Genomic DNA, 24,516 nt, shown 5'->3' on the forward strand with positions numbered 1-24,516 from the left:
CATGGGTGTCTGGATCGATACGGATATGGGATTTGACGACATCGCGGCCATTCTGGTGGTGATGCATGCGGGCATTGCCATCGACGGCATATCGCTGGTGTTCGGCAACACGCCGATGGACCAGGTTCGCCGCAATGCGGCGGGTGCGGCAAAGGCATTCGGCTGGACTGTCCCTACGCATGCGGGGCGCAGCCAGCCCGTCCTCGGCGCACTGGCAACCGCCCAGGCAATCCTCGGCGCGACCGGCATTCCGACGGCGGGGTTGCGGCTACCGGATGCGGACGATCCGGCAAGCGACGATGCCTTCTCGGCCCTTTGCGCCTGGCTGGAAAACAGCCCCTCCCCGCGCCGTATCCTGGCGCTCGGCCCGCTGACCAACATCGCGGCTCTCGCGTTGGCAAGGCCAGATCTCGCCGCCCGGATCGATGACCTGACCTGGATGGGCGGCGGGCTGTCGCGCGGCAACCACACGGCCTCCGCCGAGTTCAACGCGCTTGCCGATCCGGAAGCCGTTGCCATCGTTCTGTCCCACGGCCTGCCGCTGCGCATGGTCGACCTCGACTTCTGCCGCAAGGTTCTGGCGGCGCCCGAGGATATCGGGCCGATCCGCCATGCAGGCGGAACCAACGCCGCGTTGCTGGGCGATATGCTGGCCGGCTACATCGACATCGGCGTCAGCCGCGGACGGCCGGCGATGGCAATCTACGACCCATCGGCCGCCGCAGCCTTCGTCCGCCCCGATCTCGTCACCTTCCAGCCAGCAAGGATCGAGATGGAGCTTGCCGGCTCCCTGACACGCGGCCGCACGGTGGTGGAAACCCGTGCCAGCCACGGCACCTTCAATGCCGAATTCGCAGCCGATTGCGACGCCTCGGCGATCAAGGCGATCGTGCTGGATGCCCTGCGCTGGGAGGCGGGCAAATGACGAACCCTTCGACAAGAGAACCCACCGACCTCAACAATGTCAATCTGCGCACCCGCGCAATTGCTGCGGCAAAGGGCGATGCCCCCTTCGACCTTCTGATCGTTAACGGCACGCTCGTCGACATGGTGACGGGCGAACTGCGGGCCGCCGATATCGGCATTGTCGGACCGTTGATCGCCAGCGTTCACCCCACAGGGGAGAGAGTCGATGCATCAGAGATCATCGATGCCTCCGGCGGTTTTGTCTCACCGGGATTGATCGACACGCATATGCATGTCGAGAGTTCAATGGTGACGCCCGCCAACTATGCCAAGGCCGTGTTGCCGCGCGGCGTGACGACCATCGTCTGGGATCCGCACGAGTTCGGCAACGTCCATGGCGTCGCCGGTGTGCGGTTTGCCGCCGATGCCGCCCGCCTGCTGCCGCTGCGCATCATCCTGCTTGCCCCTTCTTGCGTGCCGTCCGCGCCGGGCCTGGAACTGAACGGCGCCGATTTCGATGCCGAGGTGATTGCCGATCTCCTGTCCTGGCCGGAAATCGGCGGCGTCGCCGAAGTGATGAACATGCGCGGCGTGATCGACCGCGATCCGCGCATGAGCGCCATCATCCAGGCGGGGCTTGCCTCGGAAAAGCTGGTCTGCGGCCATGCGCGCGGCCTGAAGGACGGCGACCTCGTGGCGTTCATGGCTGCCGGCGTGACCTCCGACCACGAGCTTGTCTCGGCCGAGGATCTGATGGCCAAGCTGCGCGCCGGCATGACCATCGAGCTGCGCGGGTCGCATGACCACCTGCTGCCGGAGTTTGTGGCCGAACTGAACCGGCTCGGCCATCTGCCTCAGACGGTGACGCTCTGCACCGACGATGTCTTTCCTGACGATCTTGCTGCCGGTGGTGGCCTGGACGACGTGGTCCGGCGGCTTGTGCGTTACGGGCTGAAGCCGGAATGGGCATTGCGGGCGGCAACGCTCAATGCCGCGCAACGGTTGGGCCGGTCGGATCTTGGTCTGGTTGCCGCCGGCCGGCGCGCGGATATTGTCGTGTTCGATAGCCTTTCTGACCTGCGGGCGCGCGTCGTCGTAGCCAACGGCGTCCCGGTGGCCGGGGACGGTCATATGCTGCAGGAGATCGCGCCCACAGATACATCTGCGCTCAGGCATTCGATGAAGATCGAACCGCTGACAGCCGATGATTTCCGTGTCGCTTCCGCTGAAAAGACCGTTCAGATCGCCACGATCGATCAGCCACGCTTTACCCGCTGGGGCGAAGCGGCAGCAGAAGTCCGGGACGGCTTCGTGGTGCCACCTGCAGAAACCACACTGATCGCGGTGGCGCATCGTCATGGACTCGGCGACAGCCGTCCGCGCGTCGGGTTTCTTCGGGGCTGGGGTGACTGGCACGGCGCCTTTGCCACCACTGTTTCCCATGATAGCCATAACCTGACAGTGTTCGGCAGCAACCCGGAAGACATGGCGATTGCCGCCAATGCGGTGATCGCCGCCGGCGGCGGCATGGCGGTTGCGTCTGGCCGCGAGATCGACGCAATCCTGCCACTGCCCCTTTCTGGCCTGGTCTCCGATGCGTCGTTGGACGATATCACGCGGGATTTCGCAGGCATTCGCGTGGCCATGGAGCGTATCGTCGAATGGCAACCGCCCTATCTCGTCTTCAAGGCGTGCTTCGGAGCAACCCTTGCCTGCAATGCCGGGCCGCACCAGACGGACAGAGGCATTGCAGATGTCGAAACCGGAACGCTGCTGGAAAGCCCGATCCCGTCCGGCGCCTGATATCGTCCGCCAAACGGCTCAGACGGGTTTCAGCTCCTGCTCCACCAGCGTCGTCCAGAAGGCAACACCGGGGCCGATCGCCTCGTCGTTGAAATCATAGGCGGTGTTGTGGTGCAGCGCGCCATCGACGGCGGGACCGTTGCCGAGCCAGACATAGCAGCCCGGTGCTTCGCCGGCGAAGAAGGCGAAATCATCGCCCGCCGTGGATGGCGGAAAAACGGTACGCAACCTGTTGCCAAAGACCGTACTGGCGGCCTTCAACGCACGCGCGGTCGCGTCGGCATCATTGACGACTGGCGGAATGCGGCGCTCGAAACCGTAGTCGACGGAAATCCCGTACATCGCAGCCGTGCCCTGCGCGAGACGGCCGATTTCCGTTTCCAGCTGATCGCGCACGCCAGGTGAATAGGCCCGCGCCGTACCGCCGATTTCGACAATATCGGGGATGACATTCAGGGCTTTCGGATTGCCAGCCTGCACTGAACAGGCGCTGACCACAGCCGGTTGCAATGGATCAATCACCCGCCCGACGATGGTCTGCAGCGAGGCGAGGAAGGTTGCGGCCGCGGTGATCGGATCCTTGCCCAGATGCGGCTTGGCGCCATGGGTGCCGGTACCGCGAAATGTAACGCGCCAGCTGTCGGAGGAGGCAAGCTGTGGGCCCGCGACGACGGCCATTTCATCCGTGTCGAGGCCGGGCATGTTGTGCAGGCCATAGACGGCATCGCAGGCAAAGCGTTCGAACAAACCTTCCTCGACCATGCGTTTGGCGCCGCCGCGTCCTTCTTCCGCCGGCTGGAAGATGAAGTGCACGGTGCCGGAGAAGTTGCGCGTCCTGGCCAGATACCGTGCAGCGCCCAGCAGCAGGGTCGCATGGCCGTCATGGCCGCAGGCATGCATCTTGCCGTCGATCCTGGACTTGTAGGGCCGCTCCGCCGTTTCCGGCATCGCCAGCGCATCCATGTCGGCGCGAAGGCCGATGCTGCGCAAGCCGTCGCCGACCTGCAATGTGCCCACCAGACCGGTACCGGCCAGTCCGCGCGTCACGGAAATTCCAGCCTCTTCCAGCAGGTCTGCGACGATGCCGCTGGTGCGCTCTTCCTCGAAGCCGAGTTCAGGATGGGCGTGCAGGTCACGGCGCAGAGCGGTGAGGAAAGGCAGGTCGGCCAAGAGAATTGCGGGCAGGCGCATCGGCAAGTCGTTCCTTGTCTCCAAAGGGACGTGCCAACCGCCCCGAAGGCAGACATGCTTTCCCTTGACGTTCTGCGGGTATAGAGGAAAACCACACAAAATCGAATACTATTCCGTCGTTTAGCTCAAAGGCGTTCCCGCCTGACCGAAAGAGGAAGACGCCATGCAGCCGCATGATTTCTGGCAGGAACTCCATCCGGCAGGCACATACGATAGCCGTGGAAGCCATCTGGATTTTTATCCCGCCACATTGAGCGATGCTCGGCAGTTGCGGCTACCGATCCGGCCCCTGGCCGACGGGGAACACGCGCTGGCGTCGTTGATCGTCAACCAGGCGAGCTTTGCCGTGCAGGACGCATTGGCTGCCCAGCTTGCCGAAAAGCTCGCTCCCTTCAAGCCCGATGTGATCGTCGGCATGCCAACGCTTGGCCTGACGCTTGCAAGTGCCGTTGCGCGCGCCATGGGCCACGACCGGTATGTTCCGCTCGGCACGTCGAAAAAATTCTGGTACCGAGCCGATCTGTCGGTGCCGATGTCGTCGATCACCACGCCGGATCAGACGAAACGGCTCTATATCGATCCGCGTATGCTGCCGCTTCTGGAAAACCGGCGTGTCGTTCTCGTCGACGACGTGATTTCGAGCGGTACATCCATCGTTGCCGGACTTTCCCTCCTCGCTGTTGCCGGCATCGAGCCCGTGGCCGTCGGTGCTGCCATGCTGCAGTCGCGCCGATGGCTGGAACCGTTGGCGGCGTTGGGTGAACATTGGCCGGATACGATCGTCGGCGTTTTCTCCACGCCCCTGTTGTCAAAACTTCCTGACGGACGCTGGCGCGCTTAAGACGCCGCATCACACGAATGTGATCCGGCAAAGTAATTCCATCGCCAACCATGGTCTCCAAGGCTCCGCAGGCACGCTGCGCTGTGCAAAAAAGCCGCACATCCCATCAGAAATTGTGGACCTTTTCGATGGTGGCATTGTCCTCGACAGGATTGTGTTACGCTAGGTTTCAAGAGCATGGAGCGATCGCCAGAGGCGGTGATTCGGGCCTGAGCGAGGTTGTGCAATCTTTGGCACACGCAGTTCGACCGGGATCTTGGATCCGCCGATACCGCACAAGCGACGCGGCGCTCTCTGTTTGAATTATCACTGCAATGACAAATATTTGAAGGAACTTTTGGGGACAATAAATGTTAATCTCGTTGAGCGAGCCGACAGGCAGCGATCCCGTCTCAACGAACCGGCCGCGGGAGAGCATGATGCAAAAGACCCAGTCCGATGTCTTCGATCTCTTTTCGGAGATTTATACCAGCACAGCGCAAGAGGAGATTAGTCTCCAGGAATATCTCCTCGCATGCCGCGATGATAAAAGCATGTATGCCACCGCGCAGGAGCGCATGGTCGCCGCCATTGGAGAACCCAACTTCGTCGAAACGAATGCCGACGAGCGCCTTGGCCGAATTTTCTCCAACCGAACCATCAAGATCTATCCGGCGTTCGCCGATTTCTACGGCATGGAAGATACGATCGAGAGGATCGTCGGCTATTTCCGCTATGCCGCCCAGGGCCTGGAGGAGCGCAAGCAGATCCTTTATCTGCTCGGACCCGTCGGTGGGGGCAAATCGTCTCTGGCCGAACGGCTGAAGAAGCTGATGGAGCAACGGCCGATCTATACGCTGATGGTCGGCGGCCAAATCAGCCCCGTCTTCGAATCCCCTCTCGGCCTGTTCCATCCCGAACGCATGGCCGATCTTCTGGAAGACAAGTACGGGATTGCCAGGCGGCGCCTTACCGGCATGATATCGCCCTGGGCAACCAAGCGGCTCGACGAGGTCGGCGGCGACATCTCGAAATTCAGCGTCGTCAAGCTGATGCCGTCGCGCCTGCGCCAGATCGGCATCGCCAAGACAGAACCGGGTGACGAAAACAACCAGGATGTCTCGGCGCTGGTGGGCAAGGTCGATATCCGCCAGCTCGAAAACTTCAGCCAAGCCGATCCCGACGCCTATTCCTATAGCGGCGGATTGAACCGCACGACGCAGGGGCTGCTCGAATTCGTCGAAATGTTCAAGGCGCCGATCAAGGTGCTGCACCCGCTTCTGACCGCAACCCAGGAGGGGAACTACAACGGCACGGAGAATTTCGGCGCCTTCCCCTATCAGGGCATCGTCGTCGCCCATTCGAACGAATCCGAATGGCTGCAATTCAAGAACAACAAGAACAACGAGGCATTCCTCGACCGCATTCTGGTGGTCAAGGTGCCCTATTGCCTGCGCGTCACCGAGGAACGGCAGATCTATGACAAGCTGCTTCGCGAAAGCGCGCTGGCGAAGAACCCCTGCGCGCCGGAGGTGCTGGAGAGCCTTAGCCGCTTCACCGTTTCGACACGGCTCTCCAAGCATGAAAACTCGCCCCTCTATACCAAGATGCGGGTCTATGACGGCGAAAACCTGAAAGACATCGATCCAAAGGCAAAATCGGTGCAGGAATATCGCGACGCGGCCGGTGTGGATGAAGGCATGAATGGCGTCAGCACCCGCTTTGCGTTCAAGGTTCTGTCGGAGACCTTCAACTACGACACCAAGGAAATCGCCGCCGATCCGGTGCATCTGATGTATGTCCTGGAGCAGGCGATCAAGCGCGAGCAGTTTCCCAAGGAAACCGAGGCTGCCTATCTCGACTTCATCAAATCGGAACTGGCCGCACGCTATGCTGAGTTCATCGGCCATGAAATCCAGAAGGCCTACCTGGAATCCTACAGCGAATACGGCCAGAATCTGTTCGACCGTTACATCGCCTATGCCGACGCCTGGCTTGAGGACCAGGACTTCAAGGACCCCGACACGGGGCAGATCCTCAACCGGGGCATCCTCGACAACGAACTGTCGCAGATCGAGAAACCGGCAGGCATCGCCAATCCGAAGGACTTCCGCAATGAGGTCGTCAAGTTCACGTTGCGTGCCCGCGCCAAGAACAACGGCCGCAATCCGTCGTGGATGAGCTATGAAAAGCTGCGCGAAGTCATCGAAAAGCGTATGTTTGGCCAAGTGGAAGACCTGTTGCCGGTGATCAGCTTCGGTTCCAAGAAGGACAGCGCCAGCGAAAAGCAGCACGCCGAATTCGTCCATCGCATGATAGAGCGCGGATATACCGAACGGCAGGTCCGGCGTCTGGTCGAGTGGTACATGCGCGTCAACAAGGCGGGTTGAGCACGCAGATGCCTAGGGGTAGCCAATGCCGAATTTTATCGATCGCCGTCTCAACCCGAAAGACAAGAGCCTCGGTAACCGGCGGCGTTTCTTGAAGCGGGCCCGCGAGGAACTGAAACGAACCATCAAGGAACACGTCAAGACCGGCCGGATAGCCGATATGGATGCCGGGCGCAAAGTGCCCATGCCTGCGCGCGGCGCCGATGAGCCCACCTTCCAGCCCGCCCGCGGCAGCGGCGATCGTCAATATGTCCTGCCCGGCAACCGCGAGTACACGCCCGGAGACCGCATCGACAAACAGCCCGGCGCCGGCGGGACAGGATCGGCCGCGGGAACCGGCCGGGACGACGACGATTTCCAGTTTCTGCTGTCGCGGGAGGAAGTCCTCGATCTCTTTTTCGAGGACCTGGAACTCCCCGACATGGTCAAGCTCAGCCTGAAGGAAGCGGTCGCCTACAAGCCGCGCCGGGCGGGCTTTGCCACGAGCGGCTCTCCCACCAACATCAATGTAGGGCGCACCATGCGCAACAGCTACGGCCGGCGTATCGCGCTGCAGCGGCCGGGGCGAAAGGTGGTGGAAGCAATCGCCGAGGAGATTGCCAGGCTGGAGGCGGAAACGACCCCCGACACGACACGGCGCCAGCGCATAGAGGCGTTGCGCGAGAAGCTGGACCTGCTGGAGCGCCGGCGGCGGCGCATTTCCTATGTCGATCCTGTCGACATTCGCTTCAACCGCTTCGAGCGTCAACCGTTGCCGAATGCCAACGCGGTGATGTTCTGCCTGATGGATGTGTCGAGTTCGATGGGCGAGCGGGAGAAGGACCTCGCCAAGCGTTTCTTCGTTCTGCTGCACCTTTTCCTCAAGCGCCGCTACGACCGGATCGATATCGTCTTCATCCGCCACACCGACGAGGCTGGCGAGGTCGATGAGGATACCTTCTTCTACAGCCCTCAAAGCGGCGGCACTGTGGTATCCACCGCGCTGGAGGAAATGCAACGCATCATTGAGGAACGTTACCCGGCCAAGGAATGGAATATCTATGCCGCCCAGGCCTCGGATGGCGACAACATCTCCCGCGATTCGGAACGGTGTGCCGCGCTTCTCAACGGACCGCTGATGCGGCTTTGCCAGTATTATGCCTATGTCGAAATCATCGACGAGCGCGAAACGGAAATCTTCGGATCGACCGACAACGGCACGTCGCTCTGGCGCGCCTATCGCACCGTCGACGGGGAATGGCCGAATTTCCAGATGACGCGGATCGCTCGACCTTCCGACATCTACCCTGTCTTTCGAAAGCTCTTCGCCAGGCAGCCAACCCTGCAATATCGTAGCTGAACGGAGCCAGGGATGGGAAAAAACGCAGCCTCGAAACTGCTGTTTCAGAGTTCCGACTGGAGCTTCAAGACGCTGTCGCATGCCTATGATGCGATTGAGACGATCGCGCTCGACGAACTCGGACTCGACGTCTACCCCAACCAGCTCGAAATCATTTCGTCCGAGCAGATGCTCGACGCCTATTCATCCGTCGGCATGCCGCTGATGTACCAGCATTGGTCCTTCGGCAAGCGTTTCGTCTTCGAGGAACATGGCTATCGCAAGGGCCATCACGGCCTTGCCTATGAGCTGGTGATCAACTCCAACCCCTGCATCACCTATCTGATGGAAGAAAACACCATGGCCATGCAGACCCTGGTGACCGCTCACGCGGCCTTCGGCCACAACCATTTTTTCAAGAACAACTACCTGTTCCGCCAATGGACAGACGCCGGCGCCATCCTGAGCTATATGGAGTTTGCCAAGAAATACATTACCAAATGCGAGGAGCGGCATGGGACCTCCGCCGTGGAGGTCATTCTCGATTCCGCCCATGCGCTGATGGACCAGGGTGTTTTCCGCTACCGCCGCCCGCCCCGCCTGTCCTCGAAAAAGGAGCAGGAGCGAGCCCGCGAAAGACTGGAATACGAAGAACAGACCTATAGCGACCTGTGGAGGACGCTGCCCCGCGCAACCGGGCGGCCCGACCCGGAAGAAGCCGAGCGCGACGCGCTGGAGCGAAAGAAGGTGCTCAACCTGCCGGAAGAAAATCTGCTCTATTTCCTTGAGAAGAACAGCCTGATCCTGGAACCGTGGCAGCGCGAACTGCTCCGCATCGTGCGGGTCATCGCCCAGTATTTCTATCCGCAGCGACAGACCAAGGTGATGAACGAGGGATGCGCCACCTTCGTGCACTACACCATCATCAACAGGCTGTTCGACCAGGGCAAGATCAGCGAGGGCGCCATGCTGGAAATGCTCCATAGCCACTCCAGCGTGGTCTTTCAGCCGCATTTCGACGATCCCCGTTTTTCGGGCCTCAATCCCTACGCGCTCGGATTATCCCTGATGCAGGAGATCGAGCGCATCTGCAACCATCCGACCTCGGAGGATCGCGACTGGTTTCCGCAGATCGCCGGCAGCGGTCAATGGCGAGAAACCCTGCTCGATGCCTGGGCAAACCACCGGGACGAGTCCTTCATCCTGCAATATCTGAGCCCCCACCTGATCCGTAAATTCCGGTTGTTCCTGCTGACAGACCAGGCAGACGAAAAATATTGCGAAGTCGCCTCGATCCACAACGAGCGCGGCTACGAGGCGATCCGCAAGGCGCTGGCCAGGAGCTACGACGTCGGGGCCAACCAGCAGGACATCCAGGTGGTGGACGTCGATCTCCTCGGCGACCGCCGGCTTCGCCTGCAGCACAACATCAAAAACGGCATCCTGCTGGAGGAAGGCAACCGCGACGCCACCCTCCGCCACATTCGTCATCTCTGGGGTTATGACGTCAGCCTCGCCGGCATTGACGCGGAAACAGGCGACGTTCGTTATGAATGTTCGACGACCCAACTGGGCGGATAGACGATAGGCATGCTCGATCCCTGGCTCGAACATCCTGGAGCTTTGGGGGATGACGAAGCGGGCTTTAGAGAAAATAGCTGAGCTTCAAGGGCAAAAGAGCAGCGCCCAGCACCGCTGCGTCGCCCTTCGTCTGGCTGAGGACCAGTTCGGCCTCCGGTGGGCCAACGTCGTAACGGTGCACCCGGTCGGAGAATTTGCGCACCCTGGCGATCATCATGCGCCCGAGCTCCACCGGCAACTGTCCGCCGAAAACGATCGCCTGCGGATCGAGGACGGCGATCAGAGTCGCAATCAGCCTGTCGAGCGTCGGCATTGTCCGCTCCAGCCATTCTTCGACGCCCGGCCAGCTGGGGTCGAAGCGATTACGGAGATCTTCGACGGAGTGGATATCGATACCGTGTTCCTGCAGCGCGGCTAGCAAATACTGGAGCGCTGGCCGATTGAGAGATTCCGCCGGCGTATAAATCCCGCTGAATTCCCCGGCGTTGCCATGGGCCCCCAGATGCGGCTTGCCGTCGATGATCACCCCGCCGCCAAAGCCGTGGTTGAAAGAGAGATAGGCAAAGCTCTGATAGGAAAGTCCCGCGCCGCGCAGGCTTTCGCCGATAGCACCGGTGGTCGCGTTGTTCTCAAGCCAGACCGGAAGCTGGAAAATCCGCTCGAGATCCGGCCGAAGATCAATCAGCGACCAGTCGCGCAAGGGTTCCGGCGCGTTGAATTCGCGGATACCTGAAATGAAGAAGCCGGACATGGAGAAGCCGAGCCCCAGCAGCCGATCGCGAGAAATCCCCTGCCGGGCCAGCATTGCCGACAGTTCGTCCGATAGCGCCTGCAGCGTCGTTTCGCGGCGCTCCGGCGCAAGACCAAGCCGCATTTCCTCGATCACGTTGCAGCCGAAATCAGCCAGGCAAAGCACGGCACTATCGGTGTTTATCGAGATACCCAGCGAATAGACGGCTTCATCGACCAGTTCGATCGTCGGGCTCGGCTGCCCGCGACCGCCTTTTCGCGGCGGCCCGGCCCGTAGGAGATTGCGCTCGATCAGCCCCTCCACCAGCCGGTGGACCGATTGCTGCGTCAGGTTGGTCAGGTCCGTCATCGCCGCGCGGGTGATCGGCTCATGCCGGCGCACGATGTCGAGGATCATGCGCTCGTTGTCGCTGGCAAGCGGCTCGATCGCACGATCTGAAGGCGCAGCAGACGGGGATGGGGCTTTGGAACGTGACATGATCTTTGACTTACCGGCTCCGGCAAGGTCCTGCAACCGCCTCCGCATACCGCTCACACGGGTTTTGTCTTGTCTGCCATAAATATTACACTTAAAGTGTATTAATTGATCGCAATGCCAATTCAAACAACCCGGAGCATCAGCATGAACGCCAGACTGTTTGCCATTGCGGCCCTTGCCCTTTCAGCAACAACGGCCCCCGTCTTCGCTGCCGAGACGAACCTGAAAAATCTCGACTTCGATCTTTCCAAGGTCACGCGCGAAAATTTTTACGACATCGTGGTTCCGGCGGCGAAGGCAGAGGGAACGGTCACCATGTACAATTTCGCCGGCAGTTTCGGCGATGCGTGGAAGGAACTGATCACCCGCTTCGAGGCCAAGTATGGCATCAAGGTCGAATACAGCGACGTGAAGGGCGCACAAGCCAACCAGCAGCTGATCGCTGTGCAGAAGGCCGGCGAGGATGCACCGGTCGACGCCTATTTCGCCGGTGGCGGCGACTATCCGCTGCTGTCATCGGCCGGTGTGGTCGGCAACATTCCGCTTACCAGCATTCTGCCCAATATGGATCACTACGACCCGGCGTTCGCCCAGTCCCTCTTCGGAAAACCGCATGGCGGCGCCTATCCGCTCGTTCATCTCAACCAGACGGCGATCGGCTACGACAGTGCCTTCGTCAAGCCGGAGGATCTGCCGAAAACCTTCGACGAGTTGCTCGCCTGGGCCGAAAAGAACCCGATGCGGCTTGGCGTCACGTTGCCCTCGAAAGGCGGTTCCGGCGGTGGCTTCATCTATTCCGTCGCGCTCAACTACCTGACGGGCGAATGCCGGACCAAGCTGACGGACTATACGCTGACTGCGGAACAGGCGGCCGATTGGGCAATGACATCCGAGTGCCTGGAGCCGGTCTGGGATTATTACCGCAAGCTGCTCAGCGTTGCGGAACTTACCAACGGCAATGCCGATACGCTGAACCTGATCAACAACCAGCAGCTCTACATTGGCACCGTCTGGGAAGACCAGGTGATGACTTTCATTCGCGGCAAGCAGCTTCCCGACACGTTCCGCCTGACGCTTCTGGAAAACGGCCAGGTCGGGAGCGGCGACGCCATGTTCGTTCCGGCCAACGCCAAGCATGTTGCGGCCGCCATGCTCCTGATCGACATGGCGATCGGCAAGGATTTCCAGGCCTGGAAGCTTGAAAACAAGGCCTCGCGTTCGCCGCGCACCGACCTCACCAGCAACCTCGTCACACCGGAAACCGCGAAATACCTCTTGCCTTCAAGCGTCTACCCGCGCCTCTCGGCTCCGGCTTTCTGGGATATGGCGAAGGCACTCGGCGAGGCGCTGGATGAGAAGGTGCTCAGCCAGTAAGGCGCCGCCCTCTTCGAGATGGACCGGCCACTTGGCCGGTCCTCTTTTCCGCGATTGAAAGACGATATCCGATGAGCGAACTCGAGATCAGCAACATCACCAAGGACTATGGCGCAACCCGCGCGCTGCATCCGGTTTCCATCAATGTGGAGCGGGGCGAGTTCGTGACTATCCTCGGGCCTTCCGGCTGCGGCAAGTCGACCCTGCTGCGTATTCTGATGGGCATTGCCCGCCCGAGCGCCGGCGAAATCCGGCTGGCGGGCACCCGGATTGATCCCCTGCCGCCCGAAACGCGGGACATCGCCATGGTGTTCCAGTCCTATGCGCTGTTTCCCCATATGTCTGTCGGCAAGAACCTTTCCTTCGGACTGCGCATGAAGAACGTGCCGAGCCCGGAGCGTGCCCGACGGATCGAGCATGCCCTGGAGATCTGCAATCTGACCGGGCTGGTGGAGCGCATGCCGCGCCAGCTGTCCGGTGGCCAACAGCAGCGCGTGGCGCTGGCTCGCGCCATCGTCATGCAGCCGCGCCTGCTTCTGTTTGACGAGCCCCTGTCCAATCTCGACGCCAAGCTGCGCGACACGCTGCGCCAGGAACTGGTCTACCTGCACCGCCGGATCGGCACCACGAGCATCTACGTGACCCACGATCAGGCGGAAGCCATGGCCATGTCCGACCGGATCGTCGTCATGGACGGCGGCAGAGTGGTCGAGACCGGCACGCCGCTCGATCTGTACCGCGCCCCGACCCGCGCGTTTACGGCCGGATTCCTCGGTCAGACGAACCTGCTCACCGCCGACGCCGATGGCACCCGTGCCCGCCTGCCCTGGGGGCAGCTCGTTGCCCTGTCGGCCCAGGCAAAGGGCATCGCGCGCGTTTCGGTGCGCCCGGAAACCATCGCCATCCGGCAGGACGACACGGGTGCGGGAACGGTGACATCCGTTTCCTTCATGGGCGCCAATGCACTGTACACGGTCGGTATCGCCGGCACGACGCTGAAGGTCAGCCAGGCCGGGGGTGAAAGCCTGATTGCCGCCGGCAGCCGGGTATCGCTCGATTTCAACGGCGCACTCCATCTTCTCAAGGACCGCGAACTCCCGGAGGCGGCGTGATGCAGGCCGCCCTTCACGATCGCAAGATACAGCTGGCTTTGCTTCTGCTGCCCGGCGTCGGCTATCTGGTTCTCTTCTTCGGCGGCCCGCTCGTCTCGGCCCTGATCGGCAGTCTGCGGCTCGATGATGGAAGCTTCACCCTGCAATGGTATGAGCGGATTTTCACCCGCGCCACGATGCTGCGCGGCCTGCAGACCTCGATCTACTATGGTGTTGCCCCTGTCTTCGTCTCGCTTCTCGTCTCCATACCGCTGGCGTTGCTGATCCGGCAGAACTTCTGGGGGCGAAAGCTCTTCAATGGTCTCTACAAGCTGCCGATGGCGGTGCCCGGCATCATCGTCGCACTGATGGTCATCATCATGGCCGAGCGCGGTGGTTTCATCGACCGGGTGATCGCCCCCTTCGGTGTCAGCATGCCGAAACTCGTCCGCGACGAATGGGGCATCGGCGTCATCCTCGCCACCGTCTGGAAGCAGATCCCCTTCATGACCCTCATCATCACCAGCGCCTTCGCCGGCATTCCGGAGGATATCCGGCACGCGGCGCGGTCGCTCGGGGCCTCGCGTTTGAACACCTTCGCCTTCGTCGAAGTGCCGCTCGCCATGCCCGGCATCACCGCAGCGATCCTTTTGACGTTCATCGGCTCCATGGGTTCCTATGCCATTCCCGATATCGTCGGATCACCCTCGCCGCGACCGCTTTCCGTGCTGATGCTCTTCGAATTCGGCGAGGGGCGGTTCGCGCAGGTCTACGCTATGGGCATGGTCCTCAGTCTCTTCGCCGTCGTCGTGCTGCTCGCCTATTACGCACTGACGGCCAATATCGGCGTCAACCGCGCCAAGGGAGACGAGTGAATGGCCGTCGTTGCCGAAACCCTGCCGAAAGCGCGCGCCCGCGTCTTTCATGAAGACGACCGTCTCCTTGTCTCGGCCGGTCTCTACGCGGCCCTTGGGCTGACCATTGCGCTACCACTCGTCCTGATGTTCCTCTGGAGCGTGGCCGACGGCTGGGCGCCACCGAACGTAATCCCGCGCGATTACACACTCAGCCGCTGGCTGGACATGATCGCCGATCCCGGCCTGTTGCGTGCCGCGCTCAACAGCACCGTCATTGCCGTGGTCGTCACCTTTGCGACAGCCCTCATCGCGCTGCCGACGGCCTGGGCGATGGCGCGGTTTCCCTTCCGGCTGAAGCGGCTGGTCGAAATCTTCATTCTGGCGCCAGTCATCATTCCGGGCCTCGTCGTCGCCGTCGGCATCGGCCAGGTTTTCCTGTTCCTCGGCCTGTCCTATTCGATCACGGGCGTCATTCTCGTACAGATCGTTGGCACGCTGCCCTTGATGATCCGGCTGATGACGGCGACACTCGAAACCATTCCGGACGATCTGATCCACGCCGCCCGCTCGCTCGGCGCCGGAACTGTCGGCGTCGTCCTCCACATCATCCTGCCGCTCGCTGTCCCCGGGCTTCTCGCCGGCGGGCTGCTTTCCTTCATCGGCAGCTTCGAGGAATTCGACAAATCCTTCATCGTCGGTGCGCCCGTCGTCGAGACTCTGCCGATCAAGCTCTACACCTTCCTTGATCCCTATTCCCTGCAACTGCCGATCGCCTCGATCATCGCCTTCATCCTGCTTCTTCCTGCCCTGATCGTCTTCGTCATCGCCGGCCGCATCCTGCGTGACGACCTGATGGCCGCCGGCATGGGGAAACTCTGATCCACCCCTCCCAGTCCTTCCTCCCTCAAAGCAAGAGATAAGCAATGCCCAGCCAGACAGCATCCTCCGTTCAGCGGATCTTCCCGAACGTGCCGTCCCTCCTTTCCCGCGACAATCCGCAGATCCTCACCGTCGCCCATCGCGGCCTCTGGACCCACGCACCGGAAAATTCGCTGGCCGCCATCCATGACGCGATTGCCGCAGGCGTGGAAATCGTCGAGATCGACGTGCAGGCGACCGCCGATGGAATGCTCGTCGTCATCCACGACGATACGCTCGACCGGACCTCGACCGGCACGGGGACCGTCGCGCAACTCCCCTTCGCTGCCATCCGGCAGGCCCGTCTGCGGTCCGGCGGCGGCGGCATAGGCGCTCACGTGACTCAGGAAGCCATCCCGACACTGGCCGAAGCGCTGGAGGAGGCCCGCGGCCGCATCGCCGTCAACATCGATACCAAATTCGCGCGTGACCTGCCGTTGATCGCAGCCGAGGTACGCCGGCTGTCGATGCAGGATCAGGTCATCCTGAAGACCCCGATCGATCCGGCATCGGAGCATTTTCCGATCCGCGATGCCGACTGGTTCGGCAGCATTCCCCACATGCCGATGTTCAGTGTCCGCCCCGGCCTGTTTGCCGAGGACCTGCGCCGTATCGCTCCACTTGCAGCACCGATGATCGAGGTCCGGTTTGCCGACATCGCCGATCTGGCGGCTGGCCGCGAGGAGCTTGAGCGCCAGAACATCAGGCTCTGGATCAATACGCTCGACGTCTCCCATTGCCTCATTTTCAACGACAGCCGCGCCGCCGAAAATCCCGAAGCCGTCTGGGGCAAGCTTGCCGATGCCGGCGTCGGTGCGATACAGACCGATACGATTGCCGTCTTCAAGAACTGGCTGTCGCGTCCCCGCACCAACGGAGCTTCCCTGTGACCGCAATACCGGACCGTCTTGCCCGCGCCATCGCCGTGATCGAAGAAGCCGCCATCCTTGCGATAGGTTTCTTCCATGCGCGCGACACGATCGAAACACGCACGAAAAAAGCGCAGGATTTCGTATCCGAAGCCGACACGACCGTCGAAACCCTGATCCGGGAACGGCTCGCCCTGGCCTTTCCCGGCGAGGCGGTCGTTGGCGAGGAGATGGGCGGCGAGACTGGCGACGCCTACTGGATCATCGATCCGATCGACGGTACATCGAATTTCCTGCGCGGCTCGCCGCTCTGGGGCATCTCGCTCGGCTTCGTCCGCAACGGACGGCCGGAACTGGGCGTCGTTGCCCTGCCGGCGCTGGGTGATATTCTCGCGGCCGCCGATGGCACGGGCCTCTTCCTCAACGGGCATCCAAGCCCGCGAAACGTTCCCTTCGCCGAGGTCAGTCTGATGTCGCTTGGCGACAGCCTGTCGGACGATATCGACGACATCGCTGCCCTGCATACCGGCCTGCGCCGCAGCGGTTGGATCGTCGAGGGGTTTCATGCGACCTCGATCGGGCTCGCCTTTACGGCGCGCGGTATTCTCGACGGGCACCTGCAAAAAACCACCACGATGTGGGACATCGCCGGCGGCGCCGTCCTTGTCCGTGAAGCCGGCCTTGAGGTGAGGATCGGCCACGATCCGGCATCGGACGCCTACTGGATTGCTGCCGGAACCGGAGCGCTGATCGAAGCGACCGAGCGGCTATGGCCAGCGGCATCAAGAGGGTCTTGAGAACAGCGATGCCTGCCCCGGACTTTTGGTTGCTCTGATGCTGCCTGCTCCAGCGATTGGCCCTTCTCGATGATGACCGGCGACTTGCCCCCAGTTCCAGCATGACGGGGACAAGGTTGTCACTTGCCGCCTTCATGACAGCGCGCCCAACCTGCTTGCTGCCGGTAAGCAGAAGGTGGTCGAGGGGCAGCGGCAATTGTGGGATGGCATTCATGATCGACTCCATGTTGAGGGCGGTCCTCTTCACGCACCGATTGCTTTCAGAATAAAGCTGATCTGATCATGCAGACCTTCTTCTGTATCTTCGCCGTGTCGGACACCCTGCTCTATAAGAACAGGGTGGTAGAATGGTATGAGGGCGTTCATCAGAGATCGGGCGGCTTTCGCCGCATCAACACGAAACGCGCCTGTGTCGATCCCGTCATTTACGATCGTCTCGATGATCGCCACGAGATGCTTATTGTGCGCACCGATGATCACCCAGTTCTGCGCCGTTGCGGCGACAACCAGATCATGGACCGGCCTCTCGTGGAGGAAGGTGTTTTTCCGTTCCTTGTGAAGCTGATCGAAAAGTTTTACGAGCTTCTCGTGAGCCGGGCCCTCCATCTGTGCAATCGAATCTGCGGATTGCATTGTTTGTCCGATGATGCGACCGCAAATCGCCGTGTTGATCGCCGCCCTTGAAGGAAAAAAGCGATATATATTGGCGCTGCTCATCCCAAGGTGGGATGCTATGTCGGCTACCGATGTCTTTTGGTAACCGATGCGGCGAAAGTGTTCTTCCGCCACATCGAGGATGCGCTCCCGCCACAGATCGTTGTCAGTTTCCGTACGGGTGCGGGGGCTCATCGTCCTGGGCACAGGATCCCCTACTCCGCAGCCAGTGCTATCGGCGGCCCGAGACGCTCAATCGCTTTCTCATGGCTCTCTTCTTTCGTTGGCTTGATTCGGAACCACACCGCGTAAAGGGCTGGAAGGAAGAGCAGGATCATCACTGTGCCTGCAGCCGTCCCGCCAATCAGCGTATAGGCCATCGATCCCCAGAACACCGAATGGGTCAAAGGTATGAAGGCAAGGATCGCCGCAAGCGCGGTCAGGATGACGGGACGTGTCCGCTGCACGGTCGCTTCGATGACAGCATGGTAGTCATCGAGACCCGCAGCCTGATTTTCCTTGATCTGCTCCGTCAGGATCAACGTGTTGCGCATCAGGATACCCGCCAGTCCGATCAACCCGAGAATCGCGTTGAAGCCGAAGGGTTGATTGAACAGAAGCAAGGTCGGGACTACCCCTGCAAGTCCAAGGGGTGCAGTCAACATGACCATCGTCATCGTCGATAGACTGCGCACCTGGAGGATGATGACGATCAACATGGCCGCGATCATAAGGGGGAAGACCTGGACCAGCGCAACATTGGCCTTGAGGGACTCCTCGATGTTGCCGCCCATCTCGATACGATATCCGACGGGGAGCGATGCGATCAGCGGCTGAAGTGCCTTCATGACCTGCTGTGAAACCTCGGGGGGTTGTGTCGCCTCGTTGATATCGGAGCGTATCGTGATCACCGGCGTGCGGTCACGGCGTTTCAGGATCGGTTCCTCGAACCGGATCTCCGAGTGCCCGATCTGATCGAGTGGAACCTGCCGGCCATCCCTGCTCATCAGCGAGAAATCACCAAGCCTTGAAGGATCAAGCCGGTTGTCACCTGCGCTACGCGCGACGACGGGAACGTTGCGGATGTTGTCGCGCACCTGGGTGACGGGGATGCCGCTCAGCAGCAACTGCATCTGCTGGGCCGCTTCCGAAGGAGAAAGACCGATCAGATTGAGTCGATCCTGATTGGGGATAAACCGCAGCACAGGGGTTCGGTTACCCCAATCCCTGTTGGCCTGGCGGACATCAGGCACACTTTTCATAATGGCAAGAGCCTGCTCGGAAATCTTGTAGAGCTCATCCGGATCCGGTCCCATGATCCGGAACTCGACCGGAAATGGCGTGTAAGGACCAAAGACAAGCTGCGTTACACGTACGGATGCCTCAGGAACCAGCCCTTCGGAAATCGCGGCGCGCAGGCGATGCTTCAAGTCCTCGCGCGCATGAGCGTCCGGAGTGAGCACGACCACCTTGGCAAAGGCGGGATTGGGAAGTTCCGGTGCCATGGCGAAGAAGAAGCGAGGTGCACCCTGTCCCACATAGCTGGTGACAATTTTCACTTCCGGTTGGGTTTTCAGCCAGCCTTCGACCTTCTCCACCGCGGCAGTCGTGGTTTCGATGCTCGCACCCTCGGGCATGCGAACTTCGACCAGCACCTCGGGCCGATCGGATGTCGGGAAGAACTGCTGTTTGACGCTTCCCATGCCGACGACGGAAACAGCCATCGTGATACCGACCACGGCGCACACCATGAATTTATGGCGAACCGCGAACGCGATGAGGGAGCGCAGGCGACGGTAGTTCGGCGTATCATAGATGGCGTGATGACCGCCCTCGACCGGCTTGATATCGGGCAGCATCTTTACCCCGAGGTAGGGCGTAAAAGTCACCGCGACGATCCACGAAACGATCAGGGCAAAACCGACGACCCAGAAAATGTTGCCGGCATATTCACCCGCGGTCGATCTCGCGAAGCCCACGGGCATCAGTCCGATGATCGTGACCAGGGTGCCGGACAGCATCGGCGCCGCCGTATGGCTCCAGGCATAGGCGGCCGCCTTGATGCGGTCCATGCCCTCTTCCATTTTCACGACCATCACCTCGATGGCGATGATGGCGTCGTCTACGAGAAGGCCCAGTGCAAGGATCAGGGCGCCGAGGGTGATGCGATCGAAGAACCGTCCGGTCTCTAGCATGATGAGGAAGACGACAGCGAGGGTGAGCGGCACAGCGAGCGCGACAACAATGCCGACGCGCCAGCCGAGTGCGACCAGACTGACGAACAGCACGACGCCAAGCGCCATGGCGAACTTGAGCATGAATTCACCGACCGCCTCCTCAATGTTGACGGCCTGATCGCTGACTTTCGTGAGCGTCATGCCAAGCGGCAATGTCTGCGCAATCTCGGAGGACCGCGCCTCAAGCGCCTTTCCGAGCTCAAGACCGTTATAGCCCTGCTGCATCACGGCACCGAGCATGACTGTCGGCTCACCCTCATGGCGGATGACGTAGGTCGCGGGATCCTCATAGCCGCGCCGCACATCCGCCAGATCGGAGAGCTTCAGCGTCCGTCCGGCTGCTACGATCGGCGTGTCGGCGATTGCCTGCACGCTGTTATAGGCTCCGTCGAAACGGATGAAGACCTGTGGCCCACGCGTGTCGATCGAGCCGGCCGGCGTGACTGTGTTCTGCCTTTGCAATGCTGAGGCGATATCCTGGGTCGATATCCCGAGTGTCGCGAGCTTGGCATAGGAAAATTCGACGAAGATCTGTTCGGGGCGTTCGCCGAGAATGTTGATTTTCTTGACGCCCGGAACATGCAGGAGATCCTGACGAATGACCTCCGCCTGCCGCACGAGGTCGCGCATCGGCATCCCCTTCGCCTTCAGTGCATAAAGGCCGAAGCTGACATCGGAATACTCGTCGTTGACAAAGGGGCCAATGACGCCGGAAGGAAGATTTCGGGCTTCGTCGCCAAGCTTTTTGCGAGCCTGATAGAACTCCTCTGCAACGGCGCTCGCCGGAGTATTATCCTTGAGCGTCACCGTGAGATAGGCGTAGCCCGGCCGTGTTGTCGTTTCCACACGGTCATACCAGGTGAGTTCCTGAATGCGTTTCTCAAGTGGCTCGGCGACAAGATCCTGCATTTCACGCGCGGTAGCGCCTGGCCAAACTGAGGTGACCGTCAGGGTCTTGATGGTAAAGGAGGGATCTTCGGCGCGTCCCAGCTTGACGAACGCATAGACCCCTGCGGCGGCCAACAGAACGATAAAGAATAGCGTAACGGCGCGTTCGCGAACGGCGATGGCGGAAAGATTGAAACTCATTTTTTCACCTCTTGCTGAGAGGCGACCCTGACAGCAGCGCCATTTTCCAGAAGATGCGCGCCCAGCGCGACAACCTGCTCGCCAATACCAATGCCGGTGACAAACGCCGTCTCCTCGCCGATCTGCTGGATTTCGACCGGGGTGAACTTCACGGTAGAGGTGCCGCTGTCGACGACCCAAACACCCGCGCGGCGACCATCGTCCAGGATGGCGCCGACTGGTACGGCGACCTCCGACTGCTTGCCCGCGTCCAGAATCTTAATCGTGACCGTCGAGCCGAGCGGGGCAGAGGCGGCGGCACCATCGAGAACATAGCGTGCCTCGTAAGTCCGGGTCTGGGGATCGGCAGCATCCGAGATCTGCCGCAGGCGGGCTTTCCCGCTGAGCCCGTCGCCTCCGTAGACACTGGCCTCCGCCTCGGACCCTACCCGTGGGCGTAAAGTCTCAGGTAGCCAGACAACGGCTTCCCGCGGTCCAGCCTGCGCGAGTTGAACCACCGTCTGGCCTGCAGTCACGACTTGCCCAGGATCTCCAAGCGTATTGACGACTGTTCCGTCCGAGTCTGCAAATAGGACCGTATAGGCTGCTGCATTTTCTGCGACCTCAGCGTCGGCTTCCGCCGCAGCAAGCTGGGCCGAGGCCGTGTCGAGGGCCGCTTTCGCCTGTTCATACCGCTGTGGAGTGGCAGCCAATCCATTTTTCACAAGCGCCGCATAGCGTTTCTCATCGGCTTGTGCCTGGATCAGGACAGCACGCGTTGCGGTAACCGTATTGCGCTTCGCTGTCAGCGCGAGCTGGAGATCGGTTTCGTCGATCCGCATCAGGGCCTGGCCTTGTCTTACCTGTTGGCCCGCATCGACCATCCGCTGGACGATTTTGCCCGGAACCCGAAACCCGAGGTTGCTCTGTACCCGCGAAGCGACCGTGCCGGTAAAAGAGCGCTCCGCCGTTTCCGTCTTCATCGCCTCTGCCACCCTTACCAGTGGTGAAGCAGTCCTTGGGTCTGCAGCCTCGGCTTCCCGTTTAGGGGATTCGGAAACCAGGAAAAAGGCCCCGCCCCCCGCTGCCACCATGAGACCCACAAAAGTCAGGATATGTTTGCGTTTCATTTTAAGTTCTCTTCTTGACCAGCGGCACGGATAATTTAGATTGCGATCTAACTCTATTTGCGCTATAGATGTCAAATGAAATCTAATCGGAGATCGATATGAGAGTGAGCCGCGCACAGGCCGAGGAAAATCGGGAGACCGTGATCAACGTCGCCAGCCGTCTGTTTCGAGAGCACGGCTTCGATGGTATTGGCCTCAAGGACCTGATGAAGGGTGCGGGCCTTACGCAGGGCGGCTTCTACAAGCAGTTCTCGTCCAAGGACGATCTTGCAGCGCAAGCCTCCAGGCGCGCGCTTGAAAGCGCTACCCGCAGATGGGCGACGGCTGCGAGCAGCCCCAATCCGCTTGAAGCAGTTATAGAGTTCTACCTCTCCCAGGACCATCGTGGAGAAAAGGCGGAAGGTTGCCCTGTAGTGGCGTTGGGATCAGACGCCGCCCGTCAAAGCGAAGAGGTAAGGCGTCCATTTGAGGATGGTATCCGCGCTCACTTCGAGGTGCTGGATGAACTGATGGGTGACGCCAGGAGCTCCAATCCCAGTGGCAAGGCGATGGCGATACTGTCGCTGATGGTGGGCGCTGTCACACTCTCGCGGATCATGCAGGACGAGAATTTGTCGCAAGGCATCCTCGACGCAGCCGCTGGCGAAGTCAGACGCATTGCACGCGGTGAGGAGTCGTCTGAAGCGATCGCTGTCGCCAAAGGCTATCGCTAGGTTCGATTATTTGGCGCCGATGACCGGTCCGAGTTGATCTTCCGCCCGAATGTGCGGGCGAACAGCGCTCTTTGAACCCGGCACAAAATGCATGTTTCGAGAACGTGAACTGGCTGCATCGCCGGCCGGCAAGCTTGAGGCGTGCCTATTTTTAATGACAAGACAGGTGGAAAACAGATGCGTCGTATCGTTGTAACAGGAATGGGAGCGGTAAGCCCCCTTGGAGCGAATGTCGCTATCTCCTGGTCGCGCCTTCTTAAAGGTCAGAGCGGGATTCGGCGACTGGGGGACGATGTCGTCGGGGATCTTCCGTCCAAAATAGGCGGAGTGGTCCCCTCAATCGCGGAAGATTCCGAAGGAGGCTTCGATCCGGATAGCGTGATGGCTCAGAAGGATCAACGCAAGGTCGACCGATTCATCATCTTCGCACTGGCGGCCGCCGAAGAGGCGCTCGCCCAGGCGAGATGGAAACCCATTTCCAATGATGACCGGCTGCGAACAGCGACAATCATCGCTTCGGGCATCGGAGGTTTCCCCGCGATCACCGAGGCGGTCCGCACCGTCGACCAACGCGGTGTCCGTCGGCTTTCGCCCTTCACCGTGCCGTCGTTTCTCGTCAACCTCGCCGCGGGACAAGTCTCGATACGCCATGGCTTCAAAGGCCCCCTCGGCGCACCGGTAACCGCTTGCGCTGCCGGCATTCAGGCGATCGGCGATGCCGCCAGGCTCATCCGATCCAATGAAGCCGACATTGCTATCTGCGGCGGAACAGAAGCCTGCATGAATATCGTCAGTCTCGGTGGTTTCGCCGCGGCTCGGTCCCTTTCGACCGGCTCTAACGAAACACCGAGCCGGGCATCGCGTCCCTTCGACATGATGCGTGATGGCTTCGTCATGGGCGAGGGAGCGGGCATGCTGGTTATCGAAGCGTTGAGCCATGCGCTTGCTCGCGGCGCCACGCCGCTTGCCGAACTGGTCGGATACGGTACGACAGCCGACGCCCACCATATCACCTCCGGTCCCGAGGACGGCAATGGTGCGCGCAGGGCCATGGAGATTGCCATTGCGCAGGCGGGAATAGCCCCGCGTGAAATTGGCCATCTGAATGCACATGCCACCTCGACGCCGGTTGGCGATCTCGGTGAAATCAGAGCTATCAAGAGCGTTTTCGGTTCCAACAATTCCGTGGCTGTCAGCGGGACGAAATCAACGACGGGGCATCTGCTCGGTGCGGCCGGAGGGCTGGAAGCTATCTTCACGATTTTGGCGCTCCGCGATCAGATTGCACCACCGACCCTCAACCTGAATGCGCCGGATCCAGAAGCCGCCGGTATCGATTTCGTGGCGAATGAAGCGCGGCACATCGACTCTGAGTACGCCATATCGAATGGTTTCGGCTTTGGCGGGGTCAACGCCAGCGCAGTATTCCGACGCTGGACATAAGGGGGCCGCCGCCGCTCACCAACCGTTGGCTGATCGGAAATCTCTGACAGCGCCCGGCATTATCGAACGCCCTCTCACCTCGGAGCATGCTTAGGCTTGCCTACTAAGCCCTCGCGAGCACCAGATCT

Annotated in this window: 19 protein-coding genes; 14 read left to right on the plus strand and 5 right to left on the minus strand. The window is 60.8% G+C overall.

From position 1 onward, the window contains the following. The first annotated feature begins 1 nt into the window (after position 1). Positions 2-925, plus strand: a complete 924-nt coding sequence (locus tag J2Z75_RS14000) for a nucleoside hydrolase (protein ID WP_209853307.1) — start codon at positions 2-4, stop codon at positions 923-925. Further along, positions 922-2,709: an adenine deaminase gene (locus J2Z75_RS14005; RefSeq protein ID WP_209853308.1), complete on the plus strand. Its 1,788-nt coding sequence runs from the start codon at positions 922-924 to the stop codon at positions 2,707-2,709. The genes J2Z75_RS14000 and J2Z75_RS14005 overlap by 4 nt, the downstream gene beginning before the upstream one ends. 18 nt (positions 2,710-2,727) lie before the next feature. Here J2Z75_RS14005 and J2Z75_RS14010 read toward each other — a convergent pair whose 3' ends face one another. Then, a complete protein-coding gene (locus J2Z75_RS14010) occupies positions 2,728-3,900 on the minus strand; it encodes a M20 aminoacylase family protein (RefSeq protein ID WP_209853309.1) in 1,173 nt (390 codons plus the stop codon). Between the two features lie 163 nt (positions 3,901-4,063). Here J2Z75_RS14010 and J2Z75_RS14015 point away from each other — a divergent pair, with 163 nt between their 5' ends. From J2Z75_RS14015 to J2Z75_RS14030, 4 genes are all read left to right on the plus strand, one after another. Continuing rightward, positions 4,064-4,741 (plus strand): phosphoribosyltransferase, encoded by a 678-nt coding sequence (locus J2Z75_RS14015; protein WP_209853310.1) that lies wholly within the window; start codon positions 4,064-4,066, stop codon positions 4,739-4,741. 419 nt (positions 4,742-5,160) lie between these two features. Continuing rightward, positions 5,161-7,110, plus strand: coding sequence for a PrkA family serine protein kinase (locus tag J2Z75_RS14020; protein WP_209853312.1), 1,950 nt, complete (start codon positions 5,161-5,163; stop codon positions 7,108-7,110). 25 nt (positions 7,111-7,135) lie between these two features. Further along, positions 7,136-8,449, plus strand: coding sequence for a YeaH/YhbH family protein (locus J2Z75_RS14025; protein WP_209853314.1), 1,314 nt, complete (start codon positions 7,136-7,138; stop codon positions 8,447-8,449). 12 nt (positions 8,450-8,461) lie between these two features. Further along, positions 8,462-10,009, plus strand: coding sequence for a SpoVR family protein (locus J2Z75_RS14030; protein WP_209853316.1), 1,548 nt, complete (start codon positions 8,462-8,464; stop codon positions 10,007-10,009). 64 nt (positions 10,010-10,073) lie between these two features. Here the strand turns inward: J2Z75_RS14030 and J2Z75_RS14035 are convergent, their stop codons facing one another. Beyond that, a complete protein-coding gene (locus J2Z75_RS14035) occupies positions 10,074-11,237 on the minus strand; it encodes an ROK family transcriptional regulator (RefSeq protein ID WP_209853318.1) in 1,164 nt (387 codons plus the stop codon). 144 nt (positions 11,238-11,381) lie between these two features. Here J2Z75_RS14035 and J2Z75_RS14040 point away from each other — a divergent pair, with 144 nt between their 5' ends. From J2Z75_RS14040 to J2Z75_RS14065, 6 genes are all read left to right on the plus strand, one after another. After that, the gene (locus J2Z75_RS14040) at positions 11,382-12,611 is read left to right on the plus strand and encodes an extracellular solute-binding protein (RefSeq protein ID WP_209853319.1); all 1,230 of its coding nucleotides are present in this window, start codon (positions 11,382-11,384) and stop codon (positions 12,609-12,611) included. A 71-nt stretch (positions 12,612-12,682) separates the two neighbouring features. Beyond that, complete coding sequence (locus tag J2Z75_RS14045; RefSeq protein WP_209853321.1) at positions 12,683-13,723, plus strand: ABC transporter ATP-binding protein; 1,041 nt, start codon at positions 12,683-12,685, stop codon at positions 13,721-13,723. Further along, positions 13,723-14,577, plus strand: coding sequence for an ABC transporter permease (locus J2Z75_RS14050; protein WP_209853323.1), 855 nt, complete (start codon positions 13,723-13,725; stop codon positions 14,575-14,577). The genes J2Z75_RS14045 and J2Z75_RS14050 overlap by 1 nt, the downstream gene beginning before the upstream one ends. Then, positions 14,578-15,438: an ABC transporter permease gene (locus J2Z75_RS14055; RefSeq protein WP_209853325.1), complete on the plus strand. Its 861-nt coding sequence runs from the start codon at positions 14,578-14,580 to the stop codon at positions 15,436-15,438. 44 nt (positions 15,439-15,482) lie between these two features. Beyond that, on the plus strand, positions 15,483-16,367 hold the full coding sequence (locus J2Z75_RS14060) for a glycerophosphodiester phosphodiesterase family protein (RefSeq protein ID WP_209853327.1): 885 nt from the start codon (positions 15,483-15,485) through the stop codon (positions 16,365-16,367). Beyond that, positions 16,364-17,143 (plus strand): inositol monophosphatase family protein, encoded by a 780-nt coding sequence (locus J2Z75_RS14065; protein ID WP_407692762.1) that lies wholly within the window; start codon positions 16,364-16,366, stop codon positions 17,141-17,143. Before J2Z75_RS14060 ends, J2Z75_RS14065 begins: the two co-directional genes overlap by 4 nt. A gap of 243 nt (positions 17,144-17,386) precedes the next feature. Here J2Z75_RS14065 and J2Z75_RS14070 read toward each other — a convergent pair whose 3' ends face one another. Genes J2Z75_RS14070 through J2Z75_RS14080 form a run of 3 tightly spaced genes read right to left on the minus strand, consistent with a single transcriptional unit; the run spans position 17,387 to position 22,232 of the window. After that, positions 17,387-17,992, minus strand: coding sequence for a TetR/AcrR family transcriptional regulator (locus tag J2Z75_RS14070; protein ID WP_209853329.1), 606 nt, complete (start codon positions 17,990-17,992; stop codon positions 17,387-17,389). Positions 17,993-18,012: 20 nt separating this feature from the next. Then, a complete protein-coding gene (locus tag J2Z75_RS14075; protein WP_209853331.1) occupies positions 18,013-21,123 on the minus strand; it encodes an efflux RND transporter permease subunit in 3,111 nt (1,036 codons plus the stop codon). Next, a complete protein-coding gene (locus J2Z75_RS14080) occupies positions 21,120-22,232 on the minus strand; it encodes an efflux RND transporter periplasmic adaptor subunit (protein WP_209853333.1) in 1,113 nt (370 codons plus the stop codon). The genes J2Z75_RS14075 and J2Z75_RS14080 overlap by 4 nt, the downstream gene beginning before the upstream one ends. A 98-nt stretch (positions 22,233-22,330) precedes the next feature. On the opposite strand from J2Z75_RS14080, the gene J2Z75_RS14085 reads away from it, so the two are divergent. Together J2Z75_RS14085 and fabF are read left to right on the plus strand one after the other, a co-directional pair. Continuing rightward, positions 22,331-22,945 (plus strand): TetR/AcrR family transcriptional regulator, encoded by a 615-nt coding sequence (locus J2Z75_RS14085; RefSeq protein ID WP_209853335.1) that lies wholly within the window; start codon positions 22,331-22,333, stop codon positions 22,943-22,945. A gap of 177 nt (positions 22,946-23,122) precedes the next feature. Further along, positions 23,123-24,388, plus strand: coding sequence for a beta-ketoacyl-ACP synthase II (fabF, locus tag J2Z75_RS14090; RefSeq protein WP_209853337.1), 1,266 nt, complete (start codon positions 23,123-23,125; stop codon positions 24,386-24,388). Positions 24,389-24,516 lie beyond the last annotated feature (128 nt).

Source organism: Rhizobium herbae (assembly GCF_017873135.1).
GTDB classification, from domain to species: Bacteria; Pseudomonadota; Alphaproteobacteria; order Rhizobiales; family Rhizobiaceae; genus Pararhizobium; species Pararhizobium herbae.

Bases quoted from the DNA above. Each gene is read 5' to 3' on its own strand.
- J2Z75_RS14025 (WP_209853314.1), top strand. From the start codon at position 7,136: ATGCCGAATTTTATCGATCGCCGTCTCAACCCGAAAGACAAGAGCCTC.
- J2Z75_RS14030 (WP_209853316.1), top strand. From the start codon at position 8,462: ATGGGAAAAAACGCAGCCTCGAAACTGCTGTTTCAGAGTTCCGACTGG.
- J2Z75_RS14020 (WP_209853312.1), top strand. From the start codon at position 5,161: ATGCAAAAGACCCAGTCCGATGTCTTCGATCTCTTTTCGGAGATTTAT.
- J2Z75_RS14055 (WP_209853325.1), top strand. From the start codon at position 14,578: ATGGCCGTCGTTGCCGAAACCCTGCCGAAAGCGCGCGCCCGCGTCTTT.
- J2Z75_RS14070 (WP_209853329.1), bottom strand. From the start codon at position 17,992: ATGAGCCCCCGCACCCGTACGGAAACTGACAACGATCTGTGGCGGGAG.
- J2Z75_RS14080 (WP_209853333.1), bottom strand. From the start codon at position 22,232: ATGAAACGCAAACATATCCTGACTTTTGTGGGTCTCATGGTGGCAGCG.
- J2Z75_RS14005 (WP_209853308.1), top strand. From the start codon at position 922: ATGACGAACCCTTCGACAAGAGAACCCACCGACCTCAACAATGTCAAT.
- J2Z75_RS14040 (WP_209853319.1), top strand. From the start codon at position 11,382: ATGAACGCCAGACTGTTTGCCATTGCGGCCCTTGCCCTTTCAGCAACA.
- fabF (WP_209853337.1), top strand. From the start codon at position 23,123: ATGCGTCGTATCGTTGTAACAGGAATGGGAGCGGTAAGCCCCCTTGGA.
- J2Z75_RS14075 (WP_209853331.1), bottom strand. From the start codon at position 21,123: ATGAGTTTCAATCTTTCCGCCATCGCCGTTCGCGAACGCGCCGTTACG.
- J2Z75_RS14000 (WP_209853307.1), top strand. From the start codon at position 2: ATGGGTGTCTGGATCGATACGGATATGGGATTTGACGACATCGCGGCC.
- J2Z75_RS14015 (WP_209853310.1), top strand. From the start codon at position 4,064: ATGCAGCCGCATGATTTCTGGCAGGAACTCCATCCGGCAGGCACATAC.
- J2Z75_RS14060 (WP_209853327.1), top strand. From the start codon at position 15,483: ATGCCCAGCCAGACAGCATCCTCCGTTCAGCGGATCTTCCCGAACGTG.
- J2Z75_RS14050 (WP_209853323.1), top strand. From the start codon at position 13,723: ATGCAGGCCGCCCTTCACGATCGCAAGATACAGCTGGCTTTGCTTCTG.
- J2Z75_RS14035 (WP_209853318.1), bottom strand. From the start codon at position 11,237: ATGTCACGTTCCAAAGCCCCATCCCCGTCTGCTGCGCCTTCAGATCGT.
- J2Z75_RS14045 (WP_209853321.1), top strand. From the start codon at position 12,683: ATGAGCGAACTCGAGATCAGCAACATCACCAAGGACTATGGCGCAACC.
- J2Z75_RS14010 (WP_209853309.1), bottom strand. From the start codon at position 3,900: ATGCGCCTGCCCGCAATTCTCTTGGCCGACCTGCCTTTCCTCACCGCT.
- J2Z75_RS14085 (WP_209853335.1), top strand. From the start codon at position 22,331: ATGAGAGTGAGCCGCGCACAGGCCGAGGAAAATCGGGAGACCGTGATC.